The sequence below is a fragment of the Pseudarthrobacter sp. S6 genome (assembly GCF_050156575.1).
Taxonomy (GTDB): Bacteria; Actinomycetota; Actinomycetes; order Actinomycetales; family Micrococcaceae; genus Arthrobacter.
The window spans coordinates 1,811,072-1,834,297 of the sequence record NZ_CP189581.1 but is presented as its reverse complement, the minus strand read 5'-3'; the positions used below and the strand labels follow the sequence as shown (position 1 = coordinate 1,834,297).

19 protein-coding genes and 1 pseudogene are annotated in these 23,226 nt (G+C 65.1%); 6 read left to right on the top strand and 14 right to left on the bottom strand.

What is annotated here, in order from left to right:
• Positions 1–3: 3 nt before the first annotated feature.
• The 5 genes from ACQCS0_RS08885 to ACQCS0_RS08865 all read right to left on the bottom strand — a co-directional run bounded on the left by ACQCS0_RS08885 (position 4) and on the right by ACQCS0_RS08865 (position 5,359).
• Positions 4–1,296, bottom strand: coding sequence for a pseudouridine synthase (locus ACQCS0_RS08885; protein WP_354160076.1), 1,293 nt, complete (start codon positions 1,294–1,296; stop codon positions 4–6).
• Between the two features lie 110 nt (positions 1,297–1,406).
• Positions 1,407–2,057 carry an SMC-Scp complex subunit ScpB gene (scpB, locus tag ACQCS0_RS08880; protein ID WP_354166295.1) on the bottom strand — a complete coding sequence of 217 codons (651 nt, stop codon included), beginning with the start codon at positions 2,055–2,057 and terminating at the stop codon, positions 1,407–1,409.
• Positions 2,054–2,866, bottom strand: coding sequence for a ScpA family protein (locus ACQCS0_RS08875; protein ID WP_354166298.1), 813 nt, complete (start codon positions 2,864–2,866; stop codon positions 2,054–2,056). The genes scpB and ACQCS0_RS08875 overlap by 4 nt, the downstream gene beginning before the upstream one ends.
• Positions 2,867–2,873: 7 nt before the next feature.
• Positions 2,874–3,773 (bottom strand): AAA family ATPase, encoded by a 900-nt coding sequence (locus tag ACQCS0_RS08870; protein ID WP_354160082.1) that lies wholly within the window; start codon positions 3,771–3,773, stop codon positions 2,874–2,876.
• Positions 3,774–4,015: 242 nt separating this feature from the next.
• Positions 4,016–5,359 (bottom strand): cation:dicarboxylate symporter family transporter, encoded by a 1,344-nt coding sequence (locus ACQCS0_RS08865; RefSeq protein WP_354160084.1) that lies wholly within the window; start codon positions 5,357–5,359, stop codon positions 4,016–4,018.
• Positions 5,360–5,505: 146 nt separating this feature from the next.
• Here ACQCS0_RS08865 and ACQCS0_RS08860 point away from each other — a divergent pair, with 146 nt between their 5' ends.
• Entirely contained in the window at positions 5,506–7,146 is a 1,641-nt protein-coding gene (locus ACQCS0_RS08860; protein ID WP_354154397.1) for an ATP-binding protein, read from the top strand.
• Positions 7,143–7,856 carry a response regulator gene (locus tag ACQCS0_RS08855; RefSeq protein ID WP_354154398.1) on the top strand — a complete coding sequence of 238 codons (714 nt, stop codon included), beginning with the start codon at positions 7,143–7,145 and terminating at the stop codon, positions 7,854–7,856. Before ACQCS0_RS08860 ends, ACQCS0_RS08855 begins: the two co-directional genes overlap by 4 nt.
• A 32-nt stretch (positions 7,857–7,888) precedes the next feature.
• Here the strand turns inward: ACQCS0_RS08855 and ACQCS0_RS08850 are convergent, their stop codons facing one another.
• Both ACQCS0_RS08850 and ACQCS0_RS08845 read right to left on the bottom strand, forming a co-directional pair.
• A complete protein-coding gene (locus tag ACQCS0_RS08850; RefSeq protein ID WP_354154399.1) occupies positions 7,889–8,986 on the bottom strand; it encodes an alanine--glyoxylate aminotransferase family protein in 1,098 nt (365 codons plus the stop codon).
• 128 nt (positions 8,987–9,114) lie between these two features.
• Complete coding sequence (locus ACQCS0_RS08845) at positions 9,115–11,013, bottom strand: AMP-binding protein (RefSeq protein WP_354154421.1); 1,899 nt, start codon at positions 11,011–11,013, stop codon at positions 9,115–9,117.
• Positions 11,014–11,186: 173 nt separating this feature from the next.
• Between ACQCS0_RS08845 and ACQCS0_RS08840 the strand changes: the two are divergent.
• The 4 genes and pseudogenes from ACQCS0_RS08840 to ACQCS0_RS08825 all read left to right on the top strand — a co-directional run bounded on the left by ACQCS0_RS08840 (position 11,187) and on the right by ACQCS0_RS08825 (position 15,513).
• Positions 11,187–11,847: pseudogene (locus ACQCS0_RS08840) on the top strand (GntR family transcriptional regulator).
• A complete protein-coding gene (locus ACQCS0_RS08835; RefSeq protein ID WP_354154400.1) occupies positions 11,840–13,360 on the top strand; it encodes an MmgE/PrpD family protein in 1,521 nt (506 codons plus the stop codon). Before ACQCS0_RS08840 ends, ACQCS0_RS08835 begins: the two are co-directional and overlap by 8 nt.
• A gap of 33 nt (positions 13,361–13,393) precedes the next feature.
• Entirely contained in the window at positions 13,394–14,299 is a 906-nt protein-coding gene (gene prpB / locus ACQCS0_RS08830) for a methylisocitrate lyase (protein WP_354154401.1), read from the top strand.
• A gap of 74 nt (positions 14,300–14,373) precedes the next feature.
• Positions 14,374–15,513 (top strand): bifunctional 2-methylcitrate synthase/citrate synthase, encoded by a 1,140-nt coding sequence (locus ACQCS0_RS08825; protein WP_354154402.1) that lies wholly within the window; start codon positions 14,374–14,376, stop codon positions 15,511–15,513.
• A 97-nt stretch (positions 15,514–15,610) separates the two neighbouring features.
• Here ACQCS0_RS08825 and ACQCS0_RS08820 read toward each other — a convergent pair whose 3' ends face one another.
• The 7 genes from ACQCS0_RS08820 to ACQCS0_RS08790 form a co-directional block, all read right to left on the bottom strand.
• Complete coding sequence (locus ACQCS0_RS08820; protein WP_354154403.1) at positions 15,611–16,096, bottom strand: 8-oxo-dGTP diphosphatase; 486 nt, start codon at positions 16,094–16,096, stop codon at positions 15,611–15,613.
• 30 nt (positions 16,097–16,126) lie between these two features.
• Complete coding sequence (gene xerD / locus ACQCS0_RS08815) at positions 16,127–17,110, bottom strand: site-specific tyrosine recombinase XerD (protein WP_354154404.1); 984 nt, start codon at positions 17,108–17,110, stop codon at positions 16,127–16,129.
• Positions 17,110–17,772, bottom strand: coding sequence for an NUDIX hydrolase (locus ACQCS0_RS08810; RefSeq protein WP_354154405.1), 663 nt, complete (start codon positions 17,770–17,772; stop codon positions 17,110–17,112). The genes xerD and ACQCS0_RS08810 overlap by 1 nt, the downstream gene beginning before the upstream one ends.
• 25 nt (positions 17,773–17,797) lie before the next feature.
• Positions 17,798–19,543 (bottom strand): CTP synthase, encoded by a 1,746-nt coding sequence (locus tag ACQCS0_RS08805; RefSeq protein WP_282330558.1) that lies wholly within the window; start codon positions 19,541–19,543, stop codon positions 17,798–17,800.
• Between the two features lie 88 nt (positions 19,544–19,631).
• Positions 19,632–21,371 (bottom strand): DNA repair protein RecN, encoded by a 1,740-nt coding sequence (gene recN, locus ACQCS0_RS08800; RefSeq protein WP_354154406.1) that lies wholly within the window; start codon positions 21,369–21,371, stop codon positions 19,632–19,634.
• A gap of 3 nt (positions 21,372–21,374) precedes the next feature.
• On the bottom strand, positions 21,375–22,400 hold the full coding sequence (locus ACQCS0_RS08795; protein WP_354154407.1) for an NAD kinase: 1,026 nt from the start codon (positions 22,398–22,400) through the stop codon (positions 21,375–21,377).
• Between the two features lie 13 nt (positions 22,401–22,413).
• The gene (locus ACQCS0_RS08790) at positions 22,414–23,226 is read right to left on the bottom strand and encodes a TlyA family RNA methyltransferase (RefSeq protein ID WP_354154408.1); all 813 of its coding nucleotides are present in this window, start codon (positions 23,224–23,226) and stop codon (positions 22,414–22,416) included.

The following is a 23,226-nucleotide window of genomic DNA, read 5'->3' as shown; positions in this document are numbered from 1 at the left end:
GCCTCAGAGTCCTACGGATGCCAGCAGGTGGCCGACTTCCTGCTTGCCAAGGTTGCGGATGCTGCCCTGGCGCTGGTCACCCAGGCCGATGGGGCCCACCTTGACGCGCACCAGGCGCAGGACCGGGAATCCGACGGCGTCGAACAAACGCCGGACAATCCGGTTCTTGCCCGAGTGCAGGACCACTTCGATCAGCACGTGGCCCGGAGTGGAGTCCACCAGCTTGAAGGAGTCAACGGAGGCAAAGCCATCCTCAAGTTCCACACCTTCCCTGAGCTGGGCGCCGACTCCCTGCGGGAACGGACCACGGACCTGGACCAAGTAGGTCTTGGGGACCTCATAGGACGGGTGGGTCAGCCGGTTGGCCAGTTCGCCGTCGTTGGTCAGCAGCAGCAGCCCTTCCGTGGCAACGTCCAGCCGGCCCACGTGGAACAGGCGTTCGCCCAGGTGGGTCTTCCGCACAAAATCGCTGATGCAGGGACGGCCATCGGGGTCCTCCATGGTGGACACCACGCCCTTGGGCTTGTTGAAGACCATGTAGACGAGGTTTTCATCCAGCTGGATGCGCAGGCCATCAACGTGGATGACGGCTGTCTTGGGGTCAACGCGGACACCAAGCTCAGTGACCACCTGGCCGTCGACTTCCACCCGGCCTTCGGAGATCATCTCTTCACAGACGCGGCGCGACGCCACGCCGGCCTGTGCCATGACCTTCTGCAGGCGGGTGCCATCGGCGTCGTGCATTTCAGACTGCGGAACCGAGCCGCGGGGTCCGCGCTGGCGGGCAGGCTTGCGCACGGGACCAAGGTTCTGGCCGAAACGTTCGCTGCCAAAGGCGCGGGAGGCCGCGGCTCCGGGCCGGCCGGTGCGTGGCTTGGGCTTGAGTGCGCCCGGAGTGCCGGGAGCCTTGTTGGCGCCCGGCTTGCGGGCGGCAGGCTTGCGCGCTGATGTGCTGCCGGCGGGCTTCCAGTCGGAGGCACCGCGGCCGGCCGGCGGCGACGCCGGAGCATCGCCGGGATCGACAAATGGCTCCTCGCGCGGCCTCGGGGCCTTGTGCGGGCGGTCTCCGCCGCCGCCGAATCCAGCATTGCGCTTGCCGGCGCCGGCGCGGAATCCGCCGCCCGCCGCGCTGGGGCGGCCGCTGCCCCCCTGTGCAGGGTTACGGCTGGCGCCGCCCTGTGCAGGGTTACGGCTGGCCGCTGGATTGCGGCTCGCGCCGCCCTGTCCGGCATTGCGTTCTGAACTGTTGCGTCCCGAACTGTTACGTGGTGAACCCTGGCGTCCCGCCTGTGTCATGACCCGTCCTTCGTTATTTGGCCGGCTGGTTGTCCAAGAACAACCCTAGCCAGCCATGCAGAAATTATCTGCCCTTATGAATATTCGTGTGCGCACGCGGGATTTCCCGCCTACATTCTGTCGGCGTCGTAGAACTCCGCGATGCCCTCAAGCCCCGGAAGATGGGGTGAAAGCTGAGGCAGTTCCGCTGCGGAGCCGATTCCCATCCGTTCCAGGAAATACGACGTGGTCCGGTAGAGGATGGCACCCGACTCAGGGTCATGTCCTGAATCTTCGATCAGCCCGCGCTGGGTCAATGTCCGTACGACAGAATCGACATTGACTCCTCGAATTGCAGACACCCTGGCCCTGGAGACAGGCTGGCGGTACGCGATGACGGCCAGTGTTTCCAAAGCTGCCTGTGTGAGCCTGGCAGTCTGACCCTCAAGCACAAACCGTCCGACGATCTCGGCGAAGTCTGCGCGGGAGTAAATCCGCCAGCCACCGGCGATGTTCCGCAATTCGAAACCCCGGGGGCTGGCGCTGAAACCAGCATCGCTGGCATCGTCCATGTCCGGGGCTTTAACAGTATAGCCGCTATACTCCCGCTGCAGTTCCGCCAGCAACTGCTCGACGACGGCGACGGTCAGATTCAGGCCGGCGGCCAGTTCGATGGCGGTGGCCGGCTGGTCCAGGACCATCAGGACCGCCTCGAGTGCAGCCCTGGCGCCGCCGGGAAGATCCCGGACGTCGACGCCCGGATCCGGAAGTTCTTGGCTCACGGCAGTTCCTCGTATTCTTCGCTTAGGTTTTCTGTTGACCATTCCCGGCCATCCACTGTCCAGTGCACGGTGAGATCGCCAAGCGGCGACACCTGGACAAAGGACACTGCCCTGTCCCGGAACATCTCCAGCAAGGCCAGGAACCTGGCCACCACTATCATCGTGGAAGCGGCGTCGGCGATCAGCGCGCGGAAAGAGAGGGGCTTTCCCAGCTGGAGCCGGAGCCCGAGGATCTCGGCCTGTTCCTTCACGCTGACGGCACTGCCATGCAGGTGGGAAAGGCCCACCTCGGTGGGCCGCGGCGCCTTGGGCTTCAGGGCGGACTCGGCCAGGCGGGCGAACTGTTCCGGCGAGTGCTTCCACACCAGTTCCGGGAGCATGGCGGCAAAGTGCTCCTCCAAGGCCACCTGACGCGGGAACCGGCCGGCTTCCCATTCAAGGGTTCCAGCCATCAGGGCCGCCACCTGTTTGAATGCCTTGTATTGGAGAAGCCTCGCAAAAAGGAGGTCCCGCGCTTCCAGCAGTGCGATGTCTTCATCGTCCTCCACCTCGCCGGCGGGCAGGAGCCGCGCCGCCTTGAGGTCCAGGAGGGTGGCGGCGATGACCAGGAATTCACTGGCTTCGTCCAGTGCCCATTCCTCGCCGAGCTTCTGCAGCTTCCTGATGTACTTGATGAACTCATCAGTGACGGTGGCAATGGCCACCTCGGTAATATCCAGCTGGTGCTTGGCGATCAGGCCCAGCAAGAGGTCGAACGGGCCGGTGAAGTTGGCCAGCCGCACCTCAAAGCCGGGTTTGGACTCGGCCACGGCCTGGCTAGGGCGCTCCGCCGCGCGAAATCAGCTCTTTGGCCAGGCGGCGGTAGGCATCGGCACCGATGTGGCTGCCGGCGTAGCTGGTGATCGGCTCGGCCGCGACGGTGGCGTCCGCGAACTTGATGGAACGTTTGATGACAGTCTCGAAGACTTTGTCACCGAAGGCTTCCACCAGGCGGGTGATGACTTCCCGGCTGTGGAGCGTACGGGCGTCGTACATCGTGGCGAGGACACCGTCAACCTGCAGGCCCGGATTCAGCCGGTCCTGTACCTTGTCGATGGTTTCCACCAGCAGGGCTACCGCCCGGAGGGCGAAAAACTCGCAGATCAGCGGAATGATCACGCCGTGGGCGGCGGTCAGGGCGTTGACAGTCAGCAGGCCGAGGGAGGGCTGGCAGTCAATCAGAACAACGTCATAATCGTCTTCGACTTTTTTCAGCGCCCTGTCCAGGACCTGTTCACGGGCCACTTCGTTGACCAGCTGCACTTCTGCGGCGGAAAGGTCGATGTTGGCCGGCAGCAGGTCCACGTTTTCAACGCCTGTCCGGTGGATGGCGTCGCGGATGTCCACCTTGCGATCCATGAGGACGTTGTACACCGTCAGGTCCAGTTCGTGCGGGTTGATGCCGAGGCCCGCGGACAGCGCACCCTGCGGATCGAAGTCAACCAGCAGTACCTTGCGGCCGTATTCGGCGAGGGCCGCTGCCAGGTTGATGGTGGACGTGGTCTTACCAACGCCGCCCTTTTGGTTCACCATTGCGATCACGCGCGCGGGACCGTGGGACGACAGCGGGGCGGGTTCCGGAAATTCGCGGTGGGGGCGCCCGGTGGGGCCCATTACGGCGTCTTCCAGATCGAGTTCCGTGCCTTCCAGAGTTACCGAACCCTGTTCGCTGCTCACGTATCTATCCACACTTTCGATGACGGTGATTTTCCTGCCGCTGGAGCTCCAGCGCTGATCCTGCTTTCAACCTAGGCTACAGGCCCCGACACGGTATTCGAGGGAACTTGACTTTAGCGGGAATCTGAGCCTTTACCTTCTACTAGAGGTCGAAGGTTAGGCCGCCGGATGCAGAAAATGCCCGCGCAAGCCGGGGCTGTGCGGGCATTCCTGCGTGTTCATGATTCGGTGCCGAAGGCCGCTTAGGCGTTGGCCAGCGCCGGCGCCTTGGGGGAATCGGACAACGGCTCGCCGTGTCCTGCGATCATGGTCTGCTCGTCGAAGGGGGCCTGGCCCGAGAGGACTTTGCCGACCTGCTGGTTGTCGATTTCCTTGACCCAGGTGCCGATCAGTACGGTGGCGACGGCGTTGCCGGTGAAGTTGGTCAACGCACGTGCCTCGGACATGAACCTGTCGATGCCCACGATCATGCCGACGCCGCCCAGCAGCTGCGGCGCGTGCGCCTGGAGGCCTGCAGCAAGGGTGGCCAGGCCGGCACCGGTGACGCCGGCAGCGCCCTTGGAGGCGATGATCATAAAGACCAGCAGGGAAATCTGGGCGCCCAAATCCAGCGGGGTGCCCATCGCGTTGGCTACGAACAGGGCGGCCATGGTCAGGTAGATGGCCGTGCCGTCCAGGTTGAACGAGTAGCCGGTGGGGACGGTGACGCCGACAACGGGCTTGGAGACGCCCAGGTGTTCCATCTTGGCGATCAGGCGCGGCAGGGCTGCTTCCGAAGAGGAAGTCGAGAAGATCAGCAGATACTCGCGGGCCAGGTACTTCATGAGCTTGAAGATGTTGACACCGGCAACCAGCCGCAGGAGTCCGCCGAGGATGACGACGATGAACAGGGCGCAGGTGATGTAGAAGGCCATCATCAGGGTGAACATGCTGACGATCGCCTGGAAGCCAGTCGCACCGACCACGGCGGCGATGGCGCCGAAGGCACCCACGGGGGCGAGCCACATGATCATGATGAGGATGCGGAACACCAGCACCTGGCCGTGGCCGATGGCCTTGAGGATCGGGGCGCCCTGCGCGCCCATCTTCTGGAGCGCAAAGCCGACCAGGATCGCTGCGAACAGCGTCGGCAGGACCGGGATGTCGGAAGGGATGATTCCCAGCAGGAAGTCCACAGTGCTGTCCGTAGCAGCCTTCTTGGCGGGGTCGTAGGGCGTGAGCTTGAGGCCCTCACCCGGGTGGATCAGATTGCCCACTACCAGGCCGATGCCGAGCGCGAACGTGGACATCAGCAAGAAGTAGCCCAGCGCCAGGCCGCCCACCTTGCCGACCGTCGCGGCTTTGGCGATGGAGCCGATGCCCAGGACGATGGTGCAGAAGATGATCGGTGCAATCATCATTTTAATGAGCTTGATAAAGCCGTCGCCGAGCGGCTTCAGTGATTTGCCAACCTCGGGAAACAGCAGGCCGACGACGGCGCCCAGGATAACGGCGGCAATAACGGCAATGTATAGGTAATGGGATTTGTCCAGGCCCTTGCGACGCGTTTTCACGGTGCCGAGCGACTCTCCTCGTTGAGAAGCCATGATGTGTCTCCTTGATATATGGATAATCTGGTAGACGCTGCGGCGCATTCTCTGGGCTCTTCGCGTCGGTCCGGTGTGATATCCATCATTGGCCATACCGTGACTTAGCTCACGGTTGCGTTCATATTGGTCATGGGAGGTGCTTAATGATCCACCGCTGGAGTATCGCGCGCCGGCTGTTTGTGGCGAATCTGCTCATTGTGCTGGCCTTCATTGCGATTGCGGGCACCGTTGCGTTCGTAGATGCCAGGGACCGGAGCTATGAGGAAGCCGGCCGGCGGATGACGGGTGTTGCTGCCGCCGTCGCCGCTAATCCGCTGGTCCGCCAGGCCGCAGACCAGACGGATCCGTCAGCGTTGCTCCAGCCCTACGCCCTGGACGTTATGGCCGGGTCCGGGGTGGACTTCCTCACCATCATGGCGCCGGACAGGACGCGCTGGACGCATCCCCGGAACGAGGAGCTGGGCAGGCCGTACATCGGCTCGATTGAGGCTTCCCTGCGCGGGGAGGTGTTCACCGAGGTCACAGCAGGAACGCTTGGCCCGTCGGTACGCACGGTTGTTCCGGTTAAGGATGCGGCGGGCAACGTCAAGGCACTCGTCGCTGCCGGCGTTACGGTCCGGACTGTGGACGTGGCGCTCTCCGGCCGGCTGCCCGCCCTGCTGGGTCTCGGCCTGGCCCTGCTGGTAGGCGGATCCCTGGCTTCCTGGCTGCTGGGCCACTACCTGCGCCGGGTGACCAGGGGGTGGGGTCCGGAGCAGCTGGCGCAGCTGTTCGCCTACTACGAATCGGTCCTGCATTCCGTGCGTGAGGGTCTGATCCTGATCGACACCAAAGGCCGGGTGGTGATGTACAACGACCAGGCAGCCGAGCTGCTGGGACTGCAGCCCCGCGATTCGGCAGACGACCCGTCGCGGCCGCCCTTCCTGACGAACCTTCCGCTGGCCCCCAGCCTGAAAGAACTCTTCGAATCCGGCCGTGCAGCCCACGATGAAATTCACCTGACAGGCCCGCGGATTGTGGTGGTGAACCAGGGCCCGGCCGTCGGGCCCGACTCCCGCGGCCTCCGCCGGGCGCCGGTGTTCGGCACCGTGGCCACCATCCGCGACCGGACAGAGATCGAATCACTGGGCAGCGAGCTGGAAACGATGCGGACGCTGTCCGACGCCCTCCGGGCCCAGACCCATGAGCACGCCAACCGGCTGCACACCATGGTTTCCCTGCTGGAGCTGGGGCGGACCCGGGAGGCCCTGGAATTCGCCACCAAGGATCTCGAACTGAGCCAGCAACTGACTGACGAGATGGTGAGCTCCGTGGACGAACCCGTCCTGAGCGCCCTGATCATGGGCAAAGCTGCGGAAGCGAACGAGCGCGGGGTGAAGCTGACGCTCTCCACCGACGGGTCCGCGTCCGTCGCGGGCCTCGCGGTCCAGGACCTCGTCACCATCCTGGGAAACCTCCTGGACAACGCGATCGACGCCGCCGCGGACGGCGCGGCCCCCAGGACTGTGGAACTGACCGTTGAGTCAGACGCCGAGGGGCTGGACATCACCGTGGAGGATTCCGGATCGGGCGTGGACCCCGCAGCCGTGGAGGATATTTTCCGGCACGGCTTCAGCACCAAGGCATCCGGCCCCTTCGGACGCGGCATTGGCCTGGCCCTCGTCCGCCAGGCCGTGCAGCGACTGGACGGTACCATGAGCATCACAGGCACGGATGGCGCACGCTTCCAGGTCTTCCTGCCGGCCATGGCCGCCGGAACCGACAAAGAGGAGCAGTTCCAGTGACCGATATCCGCGTCCTCGTTGTGGAAGACGAGCCGGTGGCGTCGGCCGCGCACGCAGCCTACGTGGGCAGGATGACAGGATTTATGCTGGCCGGAACGGCCCCTGACGGCCAGTCCGCCCTCAGGCTGCTGGGCGAGCTCGCCGCTGCCGGCGAGCCGGTGGAACTGGTCCTGCTCGACATGAACCTGCCGGACCTGCACGGCCTGGACATCGCCCGGCGGATGCGTGCGGCAGGAATCCTCGCGGACATTATTGCGATCACCGCGGTTCGGGAAGTGGCGATTGTCCGGAGCGCGGTGGCCATCGGTGTTGTGCAGTACCTGATCAAGCCCTTCACCTTTGCCACGTTCGAAGACAAACTCTCGAGCTACCGGTTGTTCCGGCAGCAGCTGGCAACCCCTGGGTCCGGAGCCGGGAGGACCGGCGCATCCCAGAGCGAGGTTGACCAGGCCTTCGCAAGCCTCCGGGCGCCATCTGAAATGCCCCTCCCGAAGGGCCTTTCCGTCTCCACGCTGGGCTCGGTCCGGGACTACCTGAAACACAACTCGGGATCCGTTTCGGCCACAGAGGTCATGGTGGCGCTTGGAATGTCCCGGGTGACGGCCCGCCGCTACCTCGAATACCTCGCCGACGCCGGCATCGCCTCCCGGGCGCCCCGCTACGGCACGCCCGGCCGGCCGGAAAACGAGTACGCCTGGAAGCGGCCCTGATACTACAGGCATGTTTTCCCTGGAGCCCCAGGCTAGGCAGCGGAGATGGCTTCCTTCAGAGCCCCCAGCACCAGGGTCACCGACGCGGCGTTTGCGTTGGGGCCCATCAGGCCGATCCGCCAGATGCTGGAAGCGTACTTGCCCGCCCCTGAGCCAATCTCGATGCTGAAATGCTCCAGAAGATAATGGCGTACGGCCGCGGAGTTGACGCCGTCCGGGACCTTGACAGTGGTAAGGCTGGGCAGCCGGTGGCCCTCGGCCGCGAACAGCTCAAGTCCCATCTCCTGGAGCCCCGCCTGCAACGCGGCCCCTGCCGCGCGGTGGCGCGCCTGGACCGTGTCCAGTCCCTCGGCCAGAATTCTTTGCAATCCCGCCTCCAATCCGGCGATCATTGTCACCGGTGGCGTGTGATGGTACGTTCGTCCGCTGCCGGTGGCGGCCCCGGCGTAACCGCCCAGCAGGCCGACGTCCAGGTACCAGGAGCGGGGATCCTTGATTCTTCGCTCGAAGGCCCTGCCCGACATTGTGAAGGGCGAGAGTCCCGGCGGCACACCGAGGCATTTCTGGGTGCCGGCATAGCCGACGTCGATTCCCCAGTCGTCGGCGCGCAGCTCCAGCCCGCCGATGGATGTGACGGCGTCAACAATCAACAGCGCATCACCCTTGTTCTGCCCGAGCGAAGCGACGTCGGACAGGACGCCCGTTGACGTTTCGGCGTGGACTGCCGCAATCACCTTCGGCTGTGGGTGAACGGTCAGAACGCGCTCGACGTCGATGGGCGTACCCCATTCGTGGTCAACGCGCACCACAGTCGCGCCGCAGCGGCGGGCCACCTCACACATGCGTTCACCGAAGAGCCCGTTGACGGCGATCACTGCCACGTCACCGTCATCCACGGTGTTCACAAAAGCCGCTTCCATACCACCGGAACCGGTGACGCTCAAAGGCAGAGTGCGGGCATTCCGAGTCCCCCAGACCGTGCGGAGGCCCTCGCAGGTGTTGTCGAGCCGTTCAATGAAGACGGGATCCAGGTGCCCAATCACCGGATGCGCCAACGCGGCGGTCACTTCCGGGTAGCAGTTGCTCGGTCCCGGACCGAACAGGAACCGCGACGTCAAAGCCTGTGGCATTGGAACTCCTTCGTTGGGGGACGCTTTGCCCCTGTCGGGCCGATCACAACCACAATGGCGGCGAAGAAGAACATTGCCGGGGGCTCACAGCCTAGACTTCTTTGGGTCTTGGGGTATTACAGCGGGTATTAGACGGCGCTTTCCGGCCGGAGCACGCCCAGCAACTGCCCGATCACCTCCGGATCCTCAATCGTTGAGGGCACAATGTAGTCGTCGCCGTCGGCAATCTGGCGCATGGTCTTGCGCAGGATCTTGCCTGACCTGGTCTTGGGGAGTGCTTCGACCACCGCGGCGTGCTTGAAGTCGGCCACCGGCCCGATGTCCTTCCTGACAAGGGCGATCAGCTCGCGGACCACCTCGTTCCCGTTGGCGGTCACGCCTGCCTTGAGTACCACGTAGCCGCTGGCGTGCTGACCCTTGAGGGGATCCGCCACACCGATCACGGCGCATTCGGCGACTGCGGGGTGGCTGGCAATGACCTGCTCAATCGCGCCGGTGGACAGCCGGTGGCCAGCCACGTTGATGATGTCGTCGGTCCGGCCCATCACAAAGACGTAGCCGTCGGCATCCTGGTAGCCGCTGTCGCCTGTGGCGTAGCTGCCTTCAAAGGCCGCAAGGTACGAGGATACATAACGGTCGTCGTTCTGCCAGAGGGTGGTCAGGGTGCCGGGAGGCAAGGGAAGCTGCAGGACAATGTTGCCCTCCTCCCCCGGCTGCACCGCAGCTCCGGAGCCGTCCACAATCTTCAGTTCGAAGCCGGGCATGGGCACTGTCGGTGACCCGGGCTTGAAGGGAAGGTCCTCCAGCCCGCGCGGGTTGGCGCAGATGGCCCAGCCAGTTTCGGTCTGCCACCAGTGGTCCACCACCGGAACACCCAGGACCTCACCTGCCCAGCGGTAGGTGTCCGTGTCCAGCCGCTCGCCGGCGGCAAACAGCGATCGAAGGGTTTCAATGTCGTAGTGGGCCAGTTCCGCAGCATGTGGGTCTGCCTTACGGATCGCGCGGAGGGCAGTGGGCGCAGTGAACAGGACGTTGACTTTGTGGTCCTGCACGACGCGCCAGAATGCTCCCGCATCAGGGGTCCCCACGGGCTTGCCCTCGAAGAGGACAGTGGTGGCACCGGACAACAGCGGGCCGTAGACAATGTAGGAATGCCCCACCACCCAGCCGACGTCGGACGCGGTCCACATCACGTCACCCGGACCGACGTCGTAGATGTTTGCCATGGTCCAGCTGAGCGCGACAGCATGGCCACCGTTGTCCCGCACCACCCCCTTCGGCGTGCCGGTGGTGCCCGAGGTGTACAGGATGTACAGGGGATCGGTTGCTGCGACGTCCACTGCTGCCGCCGGGGCGGCAGCCTTAATGCACCGGCCCCAGTCCAGCCAGTCCGGATACTCGGAGGCGTGGTGCGCAAAGCCTTCCCGGCCCTTGACGATGACGGGCGTCTGCCCGGCACCGGCGAGTTCGAGCGCTTCGGCAACCGCCGGAAGATACTCCACCCTTCGTGAGGGCTCAATCCCTCCCGATGCCGTCACAATCGCTGCCGGACCAGCATCCTTGATGCGGGCGGCGAGTTCCTTGGGCGCGAACCCGCCGAAGACCACCGAATGCACGGCCCCGAGCCGGGCCGTCGCCAGCATCGCGATGGCGGCCTCGGGAATCATGGGCATGTAGATGACTACCCTGTCCCCTTTGCGGACTCCCTGCGAGCGCAGCACACCCGCGAACCGTGCCACGAGGTCTGTCAGTTCGGCGTAACTGTACGTGCGCTTGATCCCCAGCATCGCGGAATCGTAGATGAGGGCAGCCTGGTCCCCGCGGCCGGCCTCAACGTGGCGGTCCAGGGCGTTGTAGCTCGTATTGAGTATGCCATCGGGAAACCAGCGGAACAGCGGGGCGGCCGATCCATCAAGCGCCGTTTCCGGAGTCCTGGACCAGGTCACGCCGCCTGCTGCCTCGAGCCAGAAGGCGTCCTTCTGTTCGATGCTGCGCGAATATGCTTCCCGGTAATTTCCGCTGACCATCATGGGCTCCCGTTCACGTCGCTGTGTTGCCACCATGCTATGCGGGCAACCCTCCCCATACAAGACCTATGTATACATACGTGCGATAATTTCCCCCACTAACCGGCTTTTACTGGGCTATTTAGCAAATTTTGTATACACTGGGGCCTATGAGCAGATTGACGGGAGGGACTGTGCGGGCCAGCGACAAAGCCTATGCAACGCTTCGCGAAGACATTATCGAATGGCGCCTGACGCCCGGAACGGTCCTCGCCGAAGTGGAGCAGTCAGAGCGGCTGGGCGTCTCACGCACTCCGGTCCGGGAGGCGCTGAGCCGGCTCAGCGCAGAAGGGCTGACGACGGCGGCGGGCGGCCGCGGCGTCGTCGTCACCGATATCTCGCTGGAGGACATCGATGAGATGTTCGAGCTCCGCGAAACCCTGGAAGGCAAGGCTGCTGCCCTCGCTGCCGAACGCGGCGAGCGCGCTGTCTTTGCGAAGCTCCACGCCGATCTCCTGCGGGCGCAGGAGCTGATCAGCGACACCGATCCTGCCCGCCATGAGTACTACGCCCTGGTGGGCCGGCTGGATGAGGCGATCGACGCTGCCATCTCAAACTCCTACCTCGCGCAGGCGATGCGCAGCCTGCGGGTCCATCTGGTCCGGGTCCGCCGCCTCGCGGCCGATGACGCACCGCGACTGAACGCGGCCGCCGTCGAACACGCGGCCATTGCCGAGGCCATCGCCGCAGGCAACGCCAGGCTCGCCGAAGCAGCCACCACCCTGCACCTGCACCGCAGCCTTTCCCACGTCAAAGCTACCCACCCACAGCACTAAGAAGGAGCACCATGGTTAAGCTCAACCACGTTCGCGTCTACAAGAGCGAAGAGAACCTCGCCCGTGAAGACCAGTTGGCGCACAAGATCGCCGTCGTTGCCGCTGACTCCGTCGAGGTCACGCCCGAGGTCACCGAGATGGTCATCAACCGTGTCATCGACAATGCTTCCGTAGCCATCGCCTCCCTGAACCGTGCACCGATTGTCGCTGCCCGGGCCCAGGCACTGACCCACGCACCGACCACCAACGGCAAGGGCTCCGGCGTCTTCGGCATCACGGACCGGGTCTCCCCCGAGTGGGCAGCCTGGGCGAACGGCGTGGCCGTCCGCGAGCTCGATTACCATGACACGTTCCTGGCCGCGGAATATTCCCATCCGGGCGACAACATCCCGCCGATTCTCGCCGTTGCCCAGCACGTTGGATCCAGCGGGAAAGACCTGATCCGCGGCATCGCCACCGGCTACGAGATCCAGGTCAATCTGGTCAAAGCGATCTGCCTGCACCAGCACAAGATCGACCACGTGGCCCACCTCGGCCCGTCCGCCGCTGCCGGCATCGGCACACTCCTGGGACTCGACGTCGAAACCATCTTCCAGTCGGTGGGCCAGGCCCTGCACACCACCACTGCCACCCGCCAGTCCCGCAAAGGCGAAATCTCCACCTGGAAGGCCCACGCACCCGCGTTTGCAGGCAAGATGGCCGTCGAAGCCGTGGACCGCTCCATGCGCGGCCAAACTTCCCCCGTGCCGATCTACGAGGGCGAAGACGGTGTGATCGCCTGGATGCTGGACGGTCCGGACGCCTCCTACGAGGTCCCGCTGCCAGAGGCCGGCGAAGCCAAGCGCGCCATCATGGACACGTATACCAAGGAACACTCTGCCGAATACCAGGCCCAGGCCTGGATCGACCTCGCCCGCAAGCTGCACACCGAGCACCCGGAGGCCACCGACCCGGCCAACGTGGCCTCAGTCCTGATCAAGACCAGCCACCACACGCACTACGTAATCGGTTCCGGTGCCAACGATCCCCAGAAGTACAGCCCCACGGCAAGCCGGGAAACCCTGGACCACTCCATTCCGTACATCTTCACCGTGGCACTCCAGGACGGCTCCTGGCACCACGCGGACTCGTACAGCTCCGAACGTGCCGGCCGCGCCGACACCGTGGAGCTATGGAACAAGGTCAGTACCGTGGAAGACCCCGAATGGACCCGCCGCTACCACTCGCTGGACATCGCCGAGAAGGCCTTCGGCGGTTCCGTGGAGATCACCCTGAACGATGGCACCGTCATCACCGATGAGATCGCCGTAGCCGACGCCCACCCACTCGGCGCCCGGCCGTTCGCCCGCCAGCAGTACATCAATAAGTTCCGCACCCTGGCAGCAGGCCTGGTCGCCGAGGCGGAAATAGAGCGTTTCCTCGCCGCCGCCGAATGCCTCCCGGACCTGGGCCCGGGCGAACTGGACCAGCTGAACATCACGGCCGCCCCGGGCGTCATCGACCTCAGCAACGCACCCGCTGGCCTTTTCTAAGCTCTGCCTACCCACCCCGTACAGGAGAATCAGATGCTGTATTCCACGACAACCCCGGAACAGAAGAGGATCGCGCTGCGCGACATGCTCGCGTCCGGCACCATCCAGCAGTTCCCGGGCGCGTTCAACCCGCTCTCGGCGCGGCTGATCGAGGAAAAGGGCTTCGCCGGTGTCTACGTCTCCGGTGCCGTGCTGGCCAATGACCTTGGCCTGCCGGACATCGGGCTGACCACCCTCACCGAGGTGGCCACCCGTGCCGGTCAGATCGCCCGCATGACCAATCTACCCACGCTGGTGGACGCGGACACCGGCTTCGGCGAGCCCATGAACGTAGCCCGCAGCATCCAGGAACTGGAGAACGCCGGCCTGGCCGGCTGCCACATCGAAGACCAGTTCAACCCCAAACGCTGCGGGCACCTGGACGGTAAAAACGTGGTGGACCTGGAAACGGCAACCAAGCGCATCCGTGCCGCGGCTGATGCCCGCCGGGATCCGAACTTCCTCATTATGGCCCGGACCGACATCAGGGCCATGGACGGGATCGAAGCCGCCACGGACAGGGCACGGGCCCTGGTTGATGCCGGAGCGGACGCCATCTTCCCGGAAGCGATGAAGGACCTGTCCGAGTTCCAGGCCATCCGCGACGCCGTGGACGTGCCCATCCTGGCCAACATGACCGAGTTCGGCAAGAGCGACCTGTTCACCGTGGACGAGCTGCAGGGAGTCGGCGTCAACATGGTCATTTATCCTGTCACGCTGCTACGCATTGCCATGGGCGCAGCAGAGCGTACTCTGGAATCGATCAAGGCAACAGGGTCGCAGGAAGCACAGGTGGAGAACATGCTCACCCGTGCGCGGCTTTATGAGCTTGTGGACTATGAGGCCTACAACCACTTCGATACCGGCGTTTTCAACTTCCACGTTCCCGGCGTCCGCTAGGACCCGGGAGCCACCGATGAGACTGCAAGCATTCCGGCACACCCGGGCTTGCCCAATGAACGAAGGAGGACAGCATGGAAGCTGTTGATATCAAGAAGGGCCTGGCCGGCGTCGTGGTGGACTACACCGCGGTTTCGAAGGTCAACCCGGACACCAATTCGCTACTGTACCGCGGCTATCCCGTCCAGGAGCTCGCCGCCAAATGCAGCTTCGAGGAAGTGGCATTCCTCTTGTGGAACGGCGAACTGCCCACCCCCGATGAGCTCTCCGCGTTCTCTGCCCGCGAGCGCGCCGGCAGAGCCCTTGATCCCGTGGTAAAGCAGATCGTCGACACAATTCCCACCAGCGCCCACCCGATGGATGTCTGCCGGACCGCGGCCTCTGTCATGGGCGCCCGGCACCCTCTGGCCGAAGACTCCTCACCCGAGGCCAACATGGCCAAGGCCGTGGATCTCTTCGCCGCCATGCCCGCCGTTGTAGCCTACGACCAGCGACGCCGGCGCGGCCAGGAAGTCGTTGAGCCCCGCGACGACCTGGGCTACTCGGAAAACTTCCTGTGGATGGCGTTCGGCGAAGACCAGGTCCCGGAAGTTGTGGACGCCTTCAACGTCTCGATGATCCTGTACGCCGAGCACTCCTTCAACGCCTCCACCTTCACCGCCCGGGTCATCACCTCCAGCCTGTCCGACCTGCACTCGGCAGTGACCGGTGCGATCGGCGCACTCAAGGGCCCACTGCACGGCGGCGCCAACGAGGCCGTGATGCACACCTTCGACGAGATCGGCATCCGGGCCGAGGAATCACTGGACGAAGCCGCCACCCGGGCCAAGGCCTGGATGAAGGACGCCCTGGCCCAAAAGAAAAAGGTCATGGGCTTCGGCCACCGCGTCTACAAGCACGGGGACTCCCGCGTCCCCACCATGAAGGCCGCGCTGGACAAGATGATCGCCCACTACGGCCGCCCTGAACTGCTGGGGCTGTACAACGGCCTCGAGCAGGCCATGGACGAGGCTAAGGCCATCAAACCGAACCTCGACTACCCGGCCGGCCCCACCTACCACCTGATGGGCTTCGACACTGCCACGTTCACTCCCCTGTTTGTGGCCAGCCGCATCACCGGGTGGACCGCCCACATCATGGAACAGGCAGCCAGCAACTCCCTGATCCGCCCGCTGAGCGAGTACAACGGACCGGAAGAACGGCACGTACCCTGATCCTCCCCACCGGCTCCCAAACCTCGCAAGCTCGGCTCGGGTCCCTCGCCGGCGTGGGCCCAACCGGGCCCTAAAACGGCGATAAGTGGACAAAAACTCAGCGGCTCGAGGAGTCCAGCACTTCGCGGACGGTTTCGTTGTCCGGATTAAGGACTATGGTGAGGCGCAGCCTGGAGCCGCCAAGGACCAGCGGCAGCCAGTGCGCTGCGTCCTGCCACATCCGGTCAACCGGCAAGGCGCCGACGTCGAACCATTCCGGCCGGATCTCGGCACTTTCGGCCGGCTGCCCGGTCCAACGCGCGGCGACAAAGAGCCGGGTGCTCATGTTCCATTCCGGGCTGAACGGGAAATCGAAGGCCACTACACCGGCGTCGCGCAGATCCTCCTGCCGGACCACAATGCCGGCTTCCTCGTGGACTTCACGGCAGGCAGCCTCTTCATCCGTCTCCCCCGGCTCAACATGCCCGCCGAGCCCCACCACCTTGCCGCGGCCGAAGCCGGTCTTCTTCAGGCCAAGCAGGACCTGTGGCACACCGGCGGACTCACGGGTGAGGAAGCACAACGTGACAGGGGTAAACGTCATGCCCACAACCTTATAGCCTGACCCCAGACGTCAGCCCAGCGCCCGGGGGTGGGCTGCTGCGTAAATTTCCCTGAGCGTGTCAGCGGTGACCAGGGTGTAAACCTGCGTTGTGGTGACCGAGGCGTGCCCCAGCAGCTCCTGCACCACGCGGACATCCGCGCCGCCTTCGAGCAGGTGCGTCGCGAAGGAGTGCCGCAGTGTGTGCGGGGAGACATCCTTCGTGATGTTGGCTTTATCCGCGGCCGCCTTCAGGATGGTCCAGGCGCTTTGCCGGCTGATCCTTCCGCCGCGGGCGTTCAGGAACAGGGCGGGAGTCCCCTTGCCCTTCGCCGCCAGCAACGGACGTCCGCGGACCAGGTAGGCGTCCACAGCCCTTGCCCCATAGGATCCCAGCGGCACCAGCCGTTCCTTGGATCCCTTGCCGAACAGGCGGACCACGGCGGGACCGGCTTCGGCGTCCTGCAGGGCAATGTCATCTACGTCCAGGCCCACGGCCTCGCTGATCCGTGCCCCGGTGGAATAGAGAAATTCGAGCAGGGCGCGGTCCCTGAGCCCTGTGGCGGTGTCCTCGCCTGCGGCTTCAAGGATCCGGGTGACTTCGTCCACGCTGATGGCCTTGGGCAGCCGCTTGCCCGGCATCGGCGGGTGGACGTCGCTGGCGGGGTCCGTCGTGGTGATCCCCTCCAGGGCCCAGAACTTGTGGAGCCCCCGGACCGCCACCACGGTCCTGGCGGCAGACCTGACGCCCAGGGCTGTGCCGCCGTCGGATCCGTCGTTGAGGGCCATGACGAACCCCGTCACGTGGTGGCGGGTGATCTGGCCGGGGCTGTGGCAACCCTCCGAGGTCACGTAGCGGGAGTACCGCGCCACGTCACGGCGGTAGGCGGAGAGTGTGTTGGCGGCCAGGCCGCGTTCCACGCCCATATGCTGCAGATACTCGGTGATGGCGCCGTCGATGGCCGTCTGTGGCCGCACGGGCGGTGCCGGGGCTTCTGCCTCAGCAGTCGGCGTCATCACCGCTGGCTGGGGTGCGCAGGCCAGGATGCATCCGCGGGACGCAGCCCCGCAAAGCCGTCAGCCTTCGCCGCGGCGGCTGCCAGGATTCCGACGACGGCGGACGGGTTGTGCAGCCTGCCTTCCAGGACCGCGGCCACGGCGTCGTCCAAAGCGATCCAGTGGAATTCAATTTCGGCTTCCTCATCGGTCCGCTCGTGGCGTTCGTGGTGAGGCACCTCAGTGAGGCCGCGGGCGAGGTAGATGCGGATGGCCTCGCTGGAGGAGCCGGGCGAATTGAAGAAGTCCACCAGGACATTCCATTCGCCGGCCGCAAGGTCCGCCTCCTCGGCGAGTTCGCGGGCAGCCCCGGCCACAAAATCCTCGCCTTCCACGTCCAGAAGGCCGGCAGGAATTTCCCACAGGTCCATACCCACGGGGTGCCGGTACTGCCTGATCAGCAGAACCTCACCAGCGTCGTTCATGGGCAGGACGGCCACGGCGCCAGGATGGTCGATGTAGTCGCGCGTCAGGGACTCCCCCGTCTCGCTCAGCTGGAAGCTGTCGCTGACCACATCCCAGATCCGGCCTTTATAGACCTTCTCCGTAGACAGAAGACGGCGCGGGCTCGGTGCATCCGAAACCTGCCATGCAGCTAGGGGGGTTTCAGGTGTGCCGGGCATCGCGCCGTCCTCTGCTTAGTCGGTTCTATTTCGCGGCAACCGTACGCAACGGCTTGGCTGCCGGCGCGTCCTGTGCGTTCTGGTGGTCCAGGGCGGCCTTAATGAGCCCGGCGAAGAGCGGGTGCGGCCGCGTGGGCCGCGAGCTCAGTTCGGGGTGCGCCTGGGTTGCCACGTAGAACGGGTGGACCTCGCGGGGCAGCTCAACGAATTCCACGAGCTTGCCGTCCGGCGACGTTCCGGAGAACACGAGGCCCTCGGCGGCGATCTGGTCGCGGTACTTGTTGTTGACCTCGTAGCGGTGCCGGTGCCGTTCGCTGACCGTGGTCTTGCCGTAGGTCTCTGCGATCACCGAGCCGTCGTCGAGCTTGGCTTCGTACAGGCCCAGGCGCATGGTGCCGCCAAGATCGCCCTTGCCGTCCACGATGTCCAGCTGCTCTTCCATGGTGGCGATCACCGGGTACTTCGAATCCGGTTCGAACTCGCTCGAGGACGCGCCTTCCAGGCCCACCACGTTGCGTGCATATTCGATCACCATGCACTGCAGGCCCAGGCACAGGCCCAGGACCGGCAGCCTGGTTTCACGGGCGTACTTCAGGGCGCCCAGCTTGCCTTCGAGGCCGCGGATGCCGAAGCCGCCGGGAACGCAGATGGCGTCCACGCCGTCCAGGGACGCCACGGCGCCTTCATGGGTTTCGCACTCATCTGACGGTACCCAGCGGATCTTGACCTTGGTGTCGTTGGCGAAGCCGCCGGCACGCAGGGCCTCGGTCACGGACAGGTAAGCGTCCGGCAGGTCGATGTACTTGCCCACCAGCGCGATTTCCACGTGGTGCTTGGGGTTGTGGACTGCTTCGAGCAGCTTGTCCCAACTGGTCCAGTCAACGTCCTTGAACGGCAGGTCCAGGGCTCGGACGATGTAGGAGTCCAGTCCCTGGGTGTGCAGGGTCTTGGGGATGTCGTAGATGCTGGGGGCATCCGGGCATCCGATGACGGCCTCGATATCGACATCGCACATGCGGCCGATCTTGGCGCGCATCGGTTCGGGTACTTCGCGGTCCGAGCGGATCACGATTGCCTCAGGCTGGATGCCGATAGAGCGCAGGGCCGCCACGGAGTGCTGCGTCGGTTTGGTCTTCAGTTCCTGGGAGGGCCCGATGTAGGGCACCAGGGAGACGTGGACGAAGAAGACGTTGCCGCGGCCGATGTCCTGGCGGACCTGGCGGGCTGACTCGAGGAAGGGCTGCGACTCGATGTCGCCGACGGTGCCGCCGATTTCGGTGATGATGACGTCCGGCGCGTTTTTGCCTTCGGCCGGAAGCCGCATCCGCCGCTTGATCTCATCGGTAATGTGCGGGATGACCTGGACGGTGTCGCCGAGGTATTCGCCGCGGCGTTCCTTGGCGATCACCGTGGAGTAGACCTGGCCGGTGGTCACGTTGGCTGAACCCTCGAGGTTTTCGTCGAGGAACCGCTCGTAGTGCCCGATGTCCAGGTCCGTCTCGGCGCCGTCGTCAGTGACGAAGACCTCGCCGTGCTGGAAGGGGTTCATCGTGCCCGGATCCACGTTCAGGTAAGGATCGAGCTTCTGCATAGTTACAGACAGGCCGCGTGCTCGCAGGAGGTGACCGAGGCTCGAAGCCGTCAGTCCCTTACCGAGCGAGGACGCCACACCACCGGTTACGAAGATGTGTTTGGTCGTCTTGGACGAGCCCGGGAACCGGGAATTTACACGGGAATTTGATCGCTGCACCACGGAATTCGAGCCTATCATCAATTGAGCCTTTCCCCGATCAGGAACTGTCTCCCCAAATGATCCAGTGTGCAGGGCAAGGCGCCCTCCGATCAAGGGGCAGCCGCGGTCAGGCCCGCTGCGGCAGCATTTTTGCGTCGTCCAGCAGCTCCTGGGCGTGCGCCTGGGCCGATTCTGAATCCTCCTGGCCGGCCAGCATCCGGGCGAGTTCCCGCACGCGCTCGGGACCGTCGAGGAGGCGAACATCACTGGACGTGAAGCCGGTGGCGGTACCGCCGTCGGACCCTCTGACGGATGTCTTGGTGACGGTGATGTGCTGGTCCGCGAAAGCTGCCACCTGCGGCAGGTGCGTGACCACCAGGACCTGAACGTGCTGTGCCAGCATGGCCAGCCGGCGTCCGATCTCGACGGCGGCGCGCCCGCCGACGCCGGCGTCCACCTCATCGAACACAAAAGTGGGCACCGGATCCACTGCGGCCAGCACCACTTCGATGGCCAGCATCACGCGGGACAGTTCGCCGCCGGAGGCGCCCTTGCCCAGCGGACGGGCCGGGGCTCCGGAGTGCGGCTGGAGGAGGAACGTAATCTCGTCCGCTCCATGCTGTGTCAACTGACCGGCCGCGTCACGGGTGATGAGCAGGGTGGCGTCGGCCATGGCGAGTGCCTTCAGCTCCCCGCTGACCCGGGCGGACAGGTCCTTGGCAGCTTTGGCCCGGATTTTGCTGACGGCGGCTGCCTGCTTCTGCAGTTCCGCTTCGGTCCGGAGTACGTCGGCATCCAGGGCTTCGATCCTGGTGGAGTCGTCCTGCAGCTCGTCGAAACGGACCCGGGCATTTTCCGCCCACACCAGGACTTCGTCGATGCTGGGGGCATACTTGCGGACCAGGGTGGCCAGGGCGGACCGCCGGTCCTCGATCTCGGCCAGGCGTTCGGGGCCCTCCGAGTCCAGGCCGGCCTGGTAGCTGGCCAGCTCCGTAGCGATGTCGTTGAGTAGAAAGCCCACTTCGGCCAACCGCGTTGCGGCGGACCCCAGCTCGGCGTCGTGCTCGGCCACGTACTCCAGGGTTCTTTTCGCCACGTCCACGAGGGTGGTGGCATCACCTGAGTCACCGTAATCCTCCGCGATAAGCGCCTGGTGCGCCGTGTTCGCGGCAATCCTGAGCTCTTCGACGTTGGCCAGTTTCACGGCCTCGGCTTTGAGGGACTCGTCCTCCCCCGGCTGCGGATCCACGGTGCTGATTTCGGCCAGGGCAACTTCCAGCGATTCGGCCTCGCGGAGCCTGTCGCGGGCGGCGCTGCGCAGAGTTTCCAGCTCCGCCTGGCTGGCCTTCCAATGGCTGTAGAGCGACTGGTAGGAGGTCATTGGGCCCGCCAGCGCATCGCCGGCAAATTTGTCCAGCGCGCCGCGCTGTGCGGCTGCGCCTTTCAGCCTGATCTGGTCCGACTGGCCGTGGACCACCACGAGGGTTTCTCCAATCTCCGCCAGGACGCCCACCGGGGCTGCCCGCCCGCCCAGGAAGGCCCGGCTGCGCCCGTCGGCACCGAGGCGACGCGCAAGGATGAGCTCGGCGCCGCCGTCGAACTCCTCCACGTCGGCACCCGCTTCCACGGCCCGGGCAATCGCCGGATGCCCGGCGTCAAGCTTGAGGACAGCCTCCGCAGTGGCGCTCTTCGCGCCGCTCCGGACCGCCCCGGCATCGGACCGCGCCCCGAGCAGGAGGCCGACGGCGGTGACCACCATCGTTTTGCCGGCACCGGTTTCGCCGGTAACGACGCTCAGCCCGGGGCCCAGCGGCAGCGTGGCATCGGTGATGACGCCCAGATCGCGGATTCTCAGTTCTTCAAGCATGGTTCACTTTGCGGTCGCGGAATCGGTTTCGTCCTCCGGCTGGTCGCCGGAGGCAAGCTGGAGCGGCGGCATGGGCCGCGGCGTCCGGACGATCGGAATGGGTCCGGTGTGGATGGTCTCCGACTGCGGCACGGGCCCGCGCCAGCCATGGATGGGAAGTTCAAATTTGCGGACCAGCCGCGCTGAAAAGGGCGTCTGGTGCGTCCTGGCCAGCCGGACCGGCGTGGCGGACTTGGTCACTTCAATGCGGGCGCCGGGCGGCAAATCCACGGAACGCCGGCCATCACACCAGAGCACGCCCTGGGCACCGGTGCGGGTGAGGACTTCCACGGCCAGCCGGGACCGAGGCGATACCACCAGCGGTTTGGCGAAGAGCGCGTGGGCGCTGATGGGCACGATCACCAGGGCCTCCACCTCCGGCCAGACGACGGGCCCGCCGGCGGAGAACGCGTACGCGGTGGATCCTGTGGGGGTGGCCACCACCACACCGTCGCAGCCGAAGGAAGTCAGCGGACGCTCGTCCACTTCGGTCACCACTTCGATCATGCGTTCGCGGTTGCCTTTTTCGATCGCGGCCTCATTCAGGGCCCAGGTGTGCCAGATTTTCTGGCCGCGGACCCAGACCTGGACGTCGATGGTCATGCGTTCTTCCACCGTATAGTCGCGGCGGGCAATCCATTCCACCGTTTGCGCCAGGTCCGCCCGCTCGCTTTCGGCCAGGAAGCCGACGTGGCCAAGGTTGACGCCCAGCAAGGGAACGTCCACCTCGCGCACCAGCTCTGCGGCGCGCAGGATGGTGCCGTCACCGCCCAGGACCATTACCAGCTCAACGTCCGGCAACTGTACGTGGTCGTGCAGGATCTCCACCGGCTGGGTAAGTTGCCCGAAGAATCTTTCCATGTCACGAAGTTCAGACTCCTGCATGACCGGGACAATGCCGGAGTCATGCAGTTGGGCGCAGGCTTCCCAAGCGGCCTTCAGTGATTCCTCGCGGCCAGTGTGGGCAAGGACAAGTACTCGCCTGCTCATCGGGTTCCGCTTTCTAGTGGTTCGGCCAGATTCGGCCCAGCAAACCGTCAATGGCTGCGGGGCGCTCTTCGATCTTAGGCAGTTCTTGGGCCATCCTGCGCTTTATCCACAGGAAGTATTCGACGTTTCCGTCCTGGCCCGGCAGGGGGCTGGCCGCTAAGCCGCGTAAGTCCAGTCCGGCGTCGAGCGCTGCATTGGCCACTTTTTCCACGGCCATCCGGCGTTCGCGCTCGGAGGTGACCACGCCGGTGCGGCCCAGCCGGTCCTTGCCGATCTCGAACTGGGGCTTCACCATCAGCACCAGGTCACCGCCCGGCTGCGTGCACAGCGCCAGGGGCAGGACAACAAGGGTCAGCGAGATGAACGAGAGGTCGGCCACCGTGAGTTCGGCCTGTCCGCCGATGTCCGCTGGCGCCATGTACCGTACGTTGAGGCCCTCATGAACGGCTACCCGGTCATCGGCGCGGAGCTGCGCGACCAGCTGGTCATGGCCGACGTCGACCGCCACCACGTGTGCCGCACCGCGCCGCAGCAGCACCTCGGTGAAGCCGCCGGTGGAGGCCCCGGCGTCCAGGCACCTTTTGCCCGCAACCGTAATCTCCGGGAAGACGTCCAGAGCGCCCGCCAGCTTGTGCCCGGCCCGGCTGACGTAGCTGTCCGCTTCCGTGTGCTCGACCGACAGGTCCTTGCCGTCGTCGACCTGGAGTGACGCCTTGGACAGAACCTGGCCGGCCGAGCTCACCTTGCCTTCGGCAATCAGCGATGCAGCATGGGTCCGGGACCTGGCCAGGCCGCGGGCGACAAGCGCCTGGTCAAGTCGTGCCAT

Coding starts and splice junctions, on each gene's coding strand:
- ACQCS0_RS08835 (WP_354154400.1), top strand. CDS start 11,840: ATGGTTAAGCTCAACCACGTTCGCGTCTACAAGAGCGAAGAGAACCTC.
- ACQCS0_RS08795 (WP_354154407.1), bottom strand. CDS start 22,400: ATGAGCAGGCGAGTACTTGTCCTTGCCCACACTGGCCGCGAGGAATCA.
- ACQCS0_RS08820 (WP_354154403.1), bottom strand. CDS start 16,096: ATGACGTTTACCCCTGTCACGTTGTGCTTCCTCACCCGTGAGTCCGCC.
- ACQCS0_RS08885 (WP_354160076.1), bottom strand. CDS start 1,296: ATGACACAGGCGGGACGCCAGGGTTCACCACGTAACAGTTCGGGACGC.
- ACQCS0_RS08850 (WP_354154399.1), bottom strand. CDS start 8,986: ATGCCACAGGCTTTGACGTCGCGGTTCCTGTTCGGTCCGGGACCGAGC.
- ACQCS0_RS08805 (WP_282330558.1), bottom strand. CDS start 19,543: ATGATAGGCTCGAATTCCGTGGTGCAGCGATCAAATTCCCGTGTAAAT.
- ACQCS0_RS08825 (WP_354154402.1), top strand. CDS start 14,374: ATGGAAGCTGTTGATATCAAGAAGGGCCTGGCCGGCGTCGTGGTGGAC.
- ACQCS0_RS08865 (WP_354160084.1), bottom strand. CDS start 5,359: ATGGCTTCTCAACGAGGAGAGTCGCTCGGCACCGTGAAAACGCGTCGC.
- ACQCS0_RS08860 (WP_354154397.1), top strand. CDS start 5,506: ATGATCCACCGCTGGAGTATCGCGCGCCGGCTGTTTGTGGCGAATCTG.
- ACQCS0_RS08845 (WP_354154421.1), bottom strand. CDS start 11,013: ATGGTCAGCGGAAATTACCGGGAAGCATATTCGCGCAGCATCGAACAG.
- prpB (WP_354154401.1), top strand. CDS start 13,394: ATGCTGTATTCCACGACAACCCCGGAACAGAAGAGGATCGCGCTGCGC.
- xerD (WP_354154404.1), bottom strand. CDS start 17,110: ATGACGCCGACTGCTGAGGCAGAAGCCCCGGCACCGCCCGTGCGGCCA.
- recN (WP_354154406.1), bottom strand. CDS start 21,371: ATGCTTGAAGAACTGAGAATCCGCGATCTGGGCGTCATCACCGATGCC.
- ACQCS0_RS08790 (WP_354154408.1), bottom strand. CDS start 23,226: ATGGCACGACTTGACCAGGCGCTTGTCGCCCGCGGCCTGGCCAGGTCC.
- ACQCS0_RS08810 (WP_354154405.1), bottom strand. CDS start 17,772: ATGCCCGGCACACCTGAAACCCCCCTAGCTGCATGGCAGGTTTCGGAT.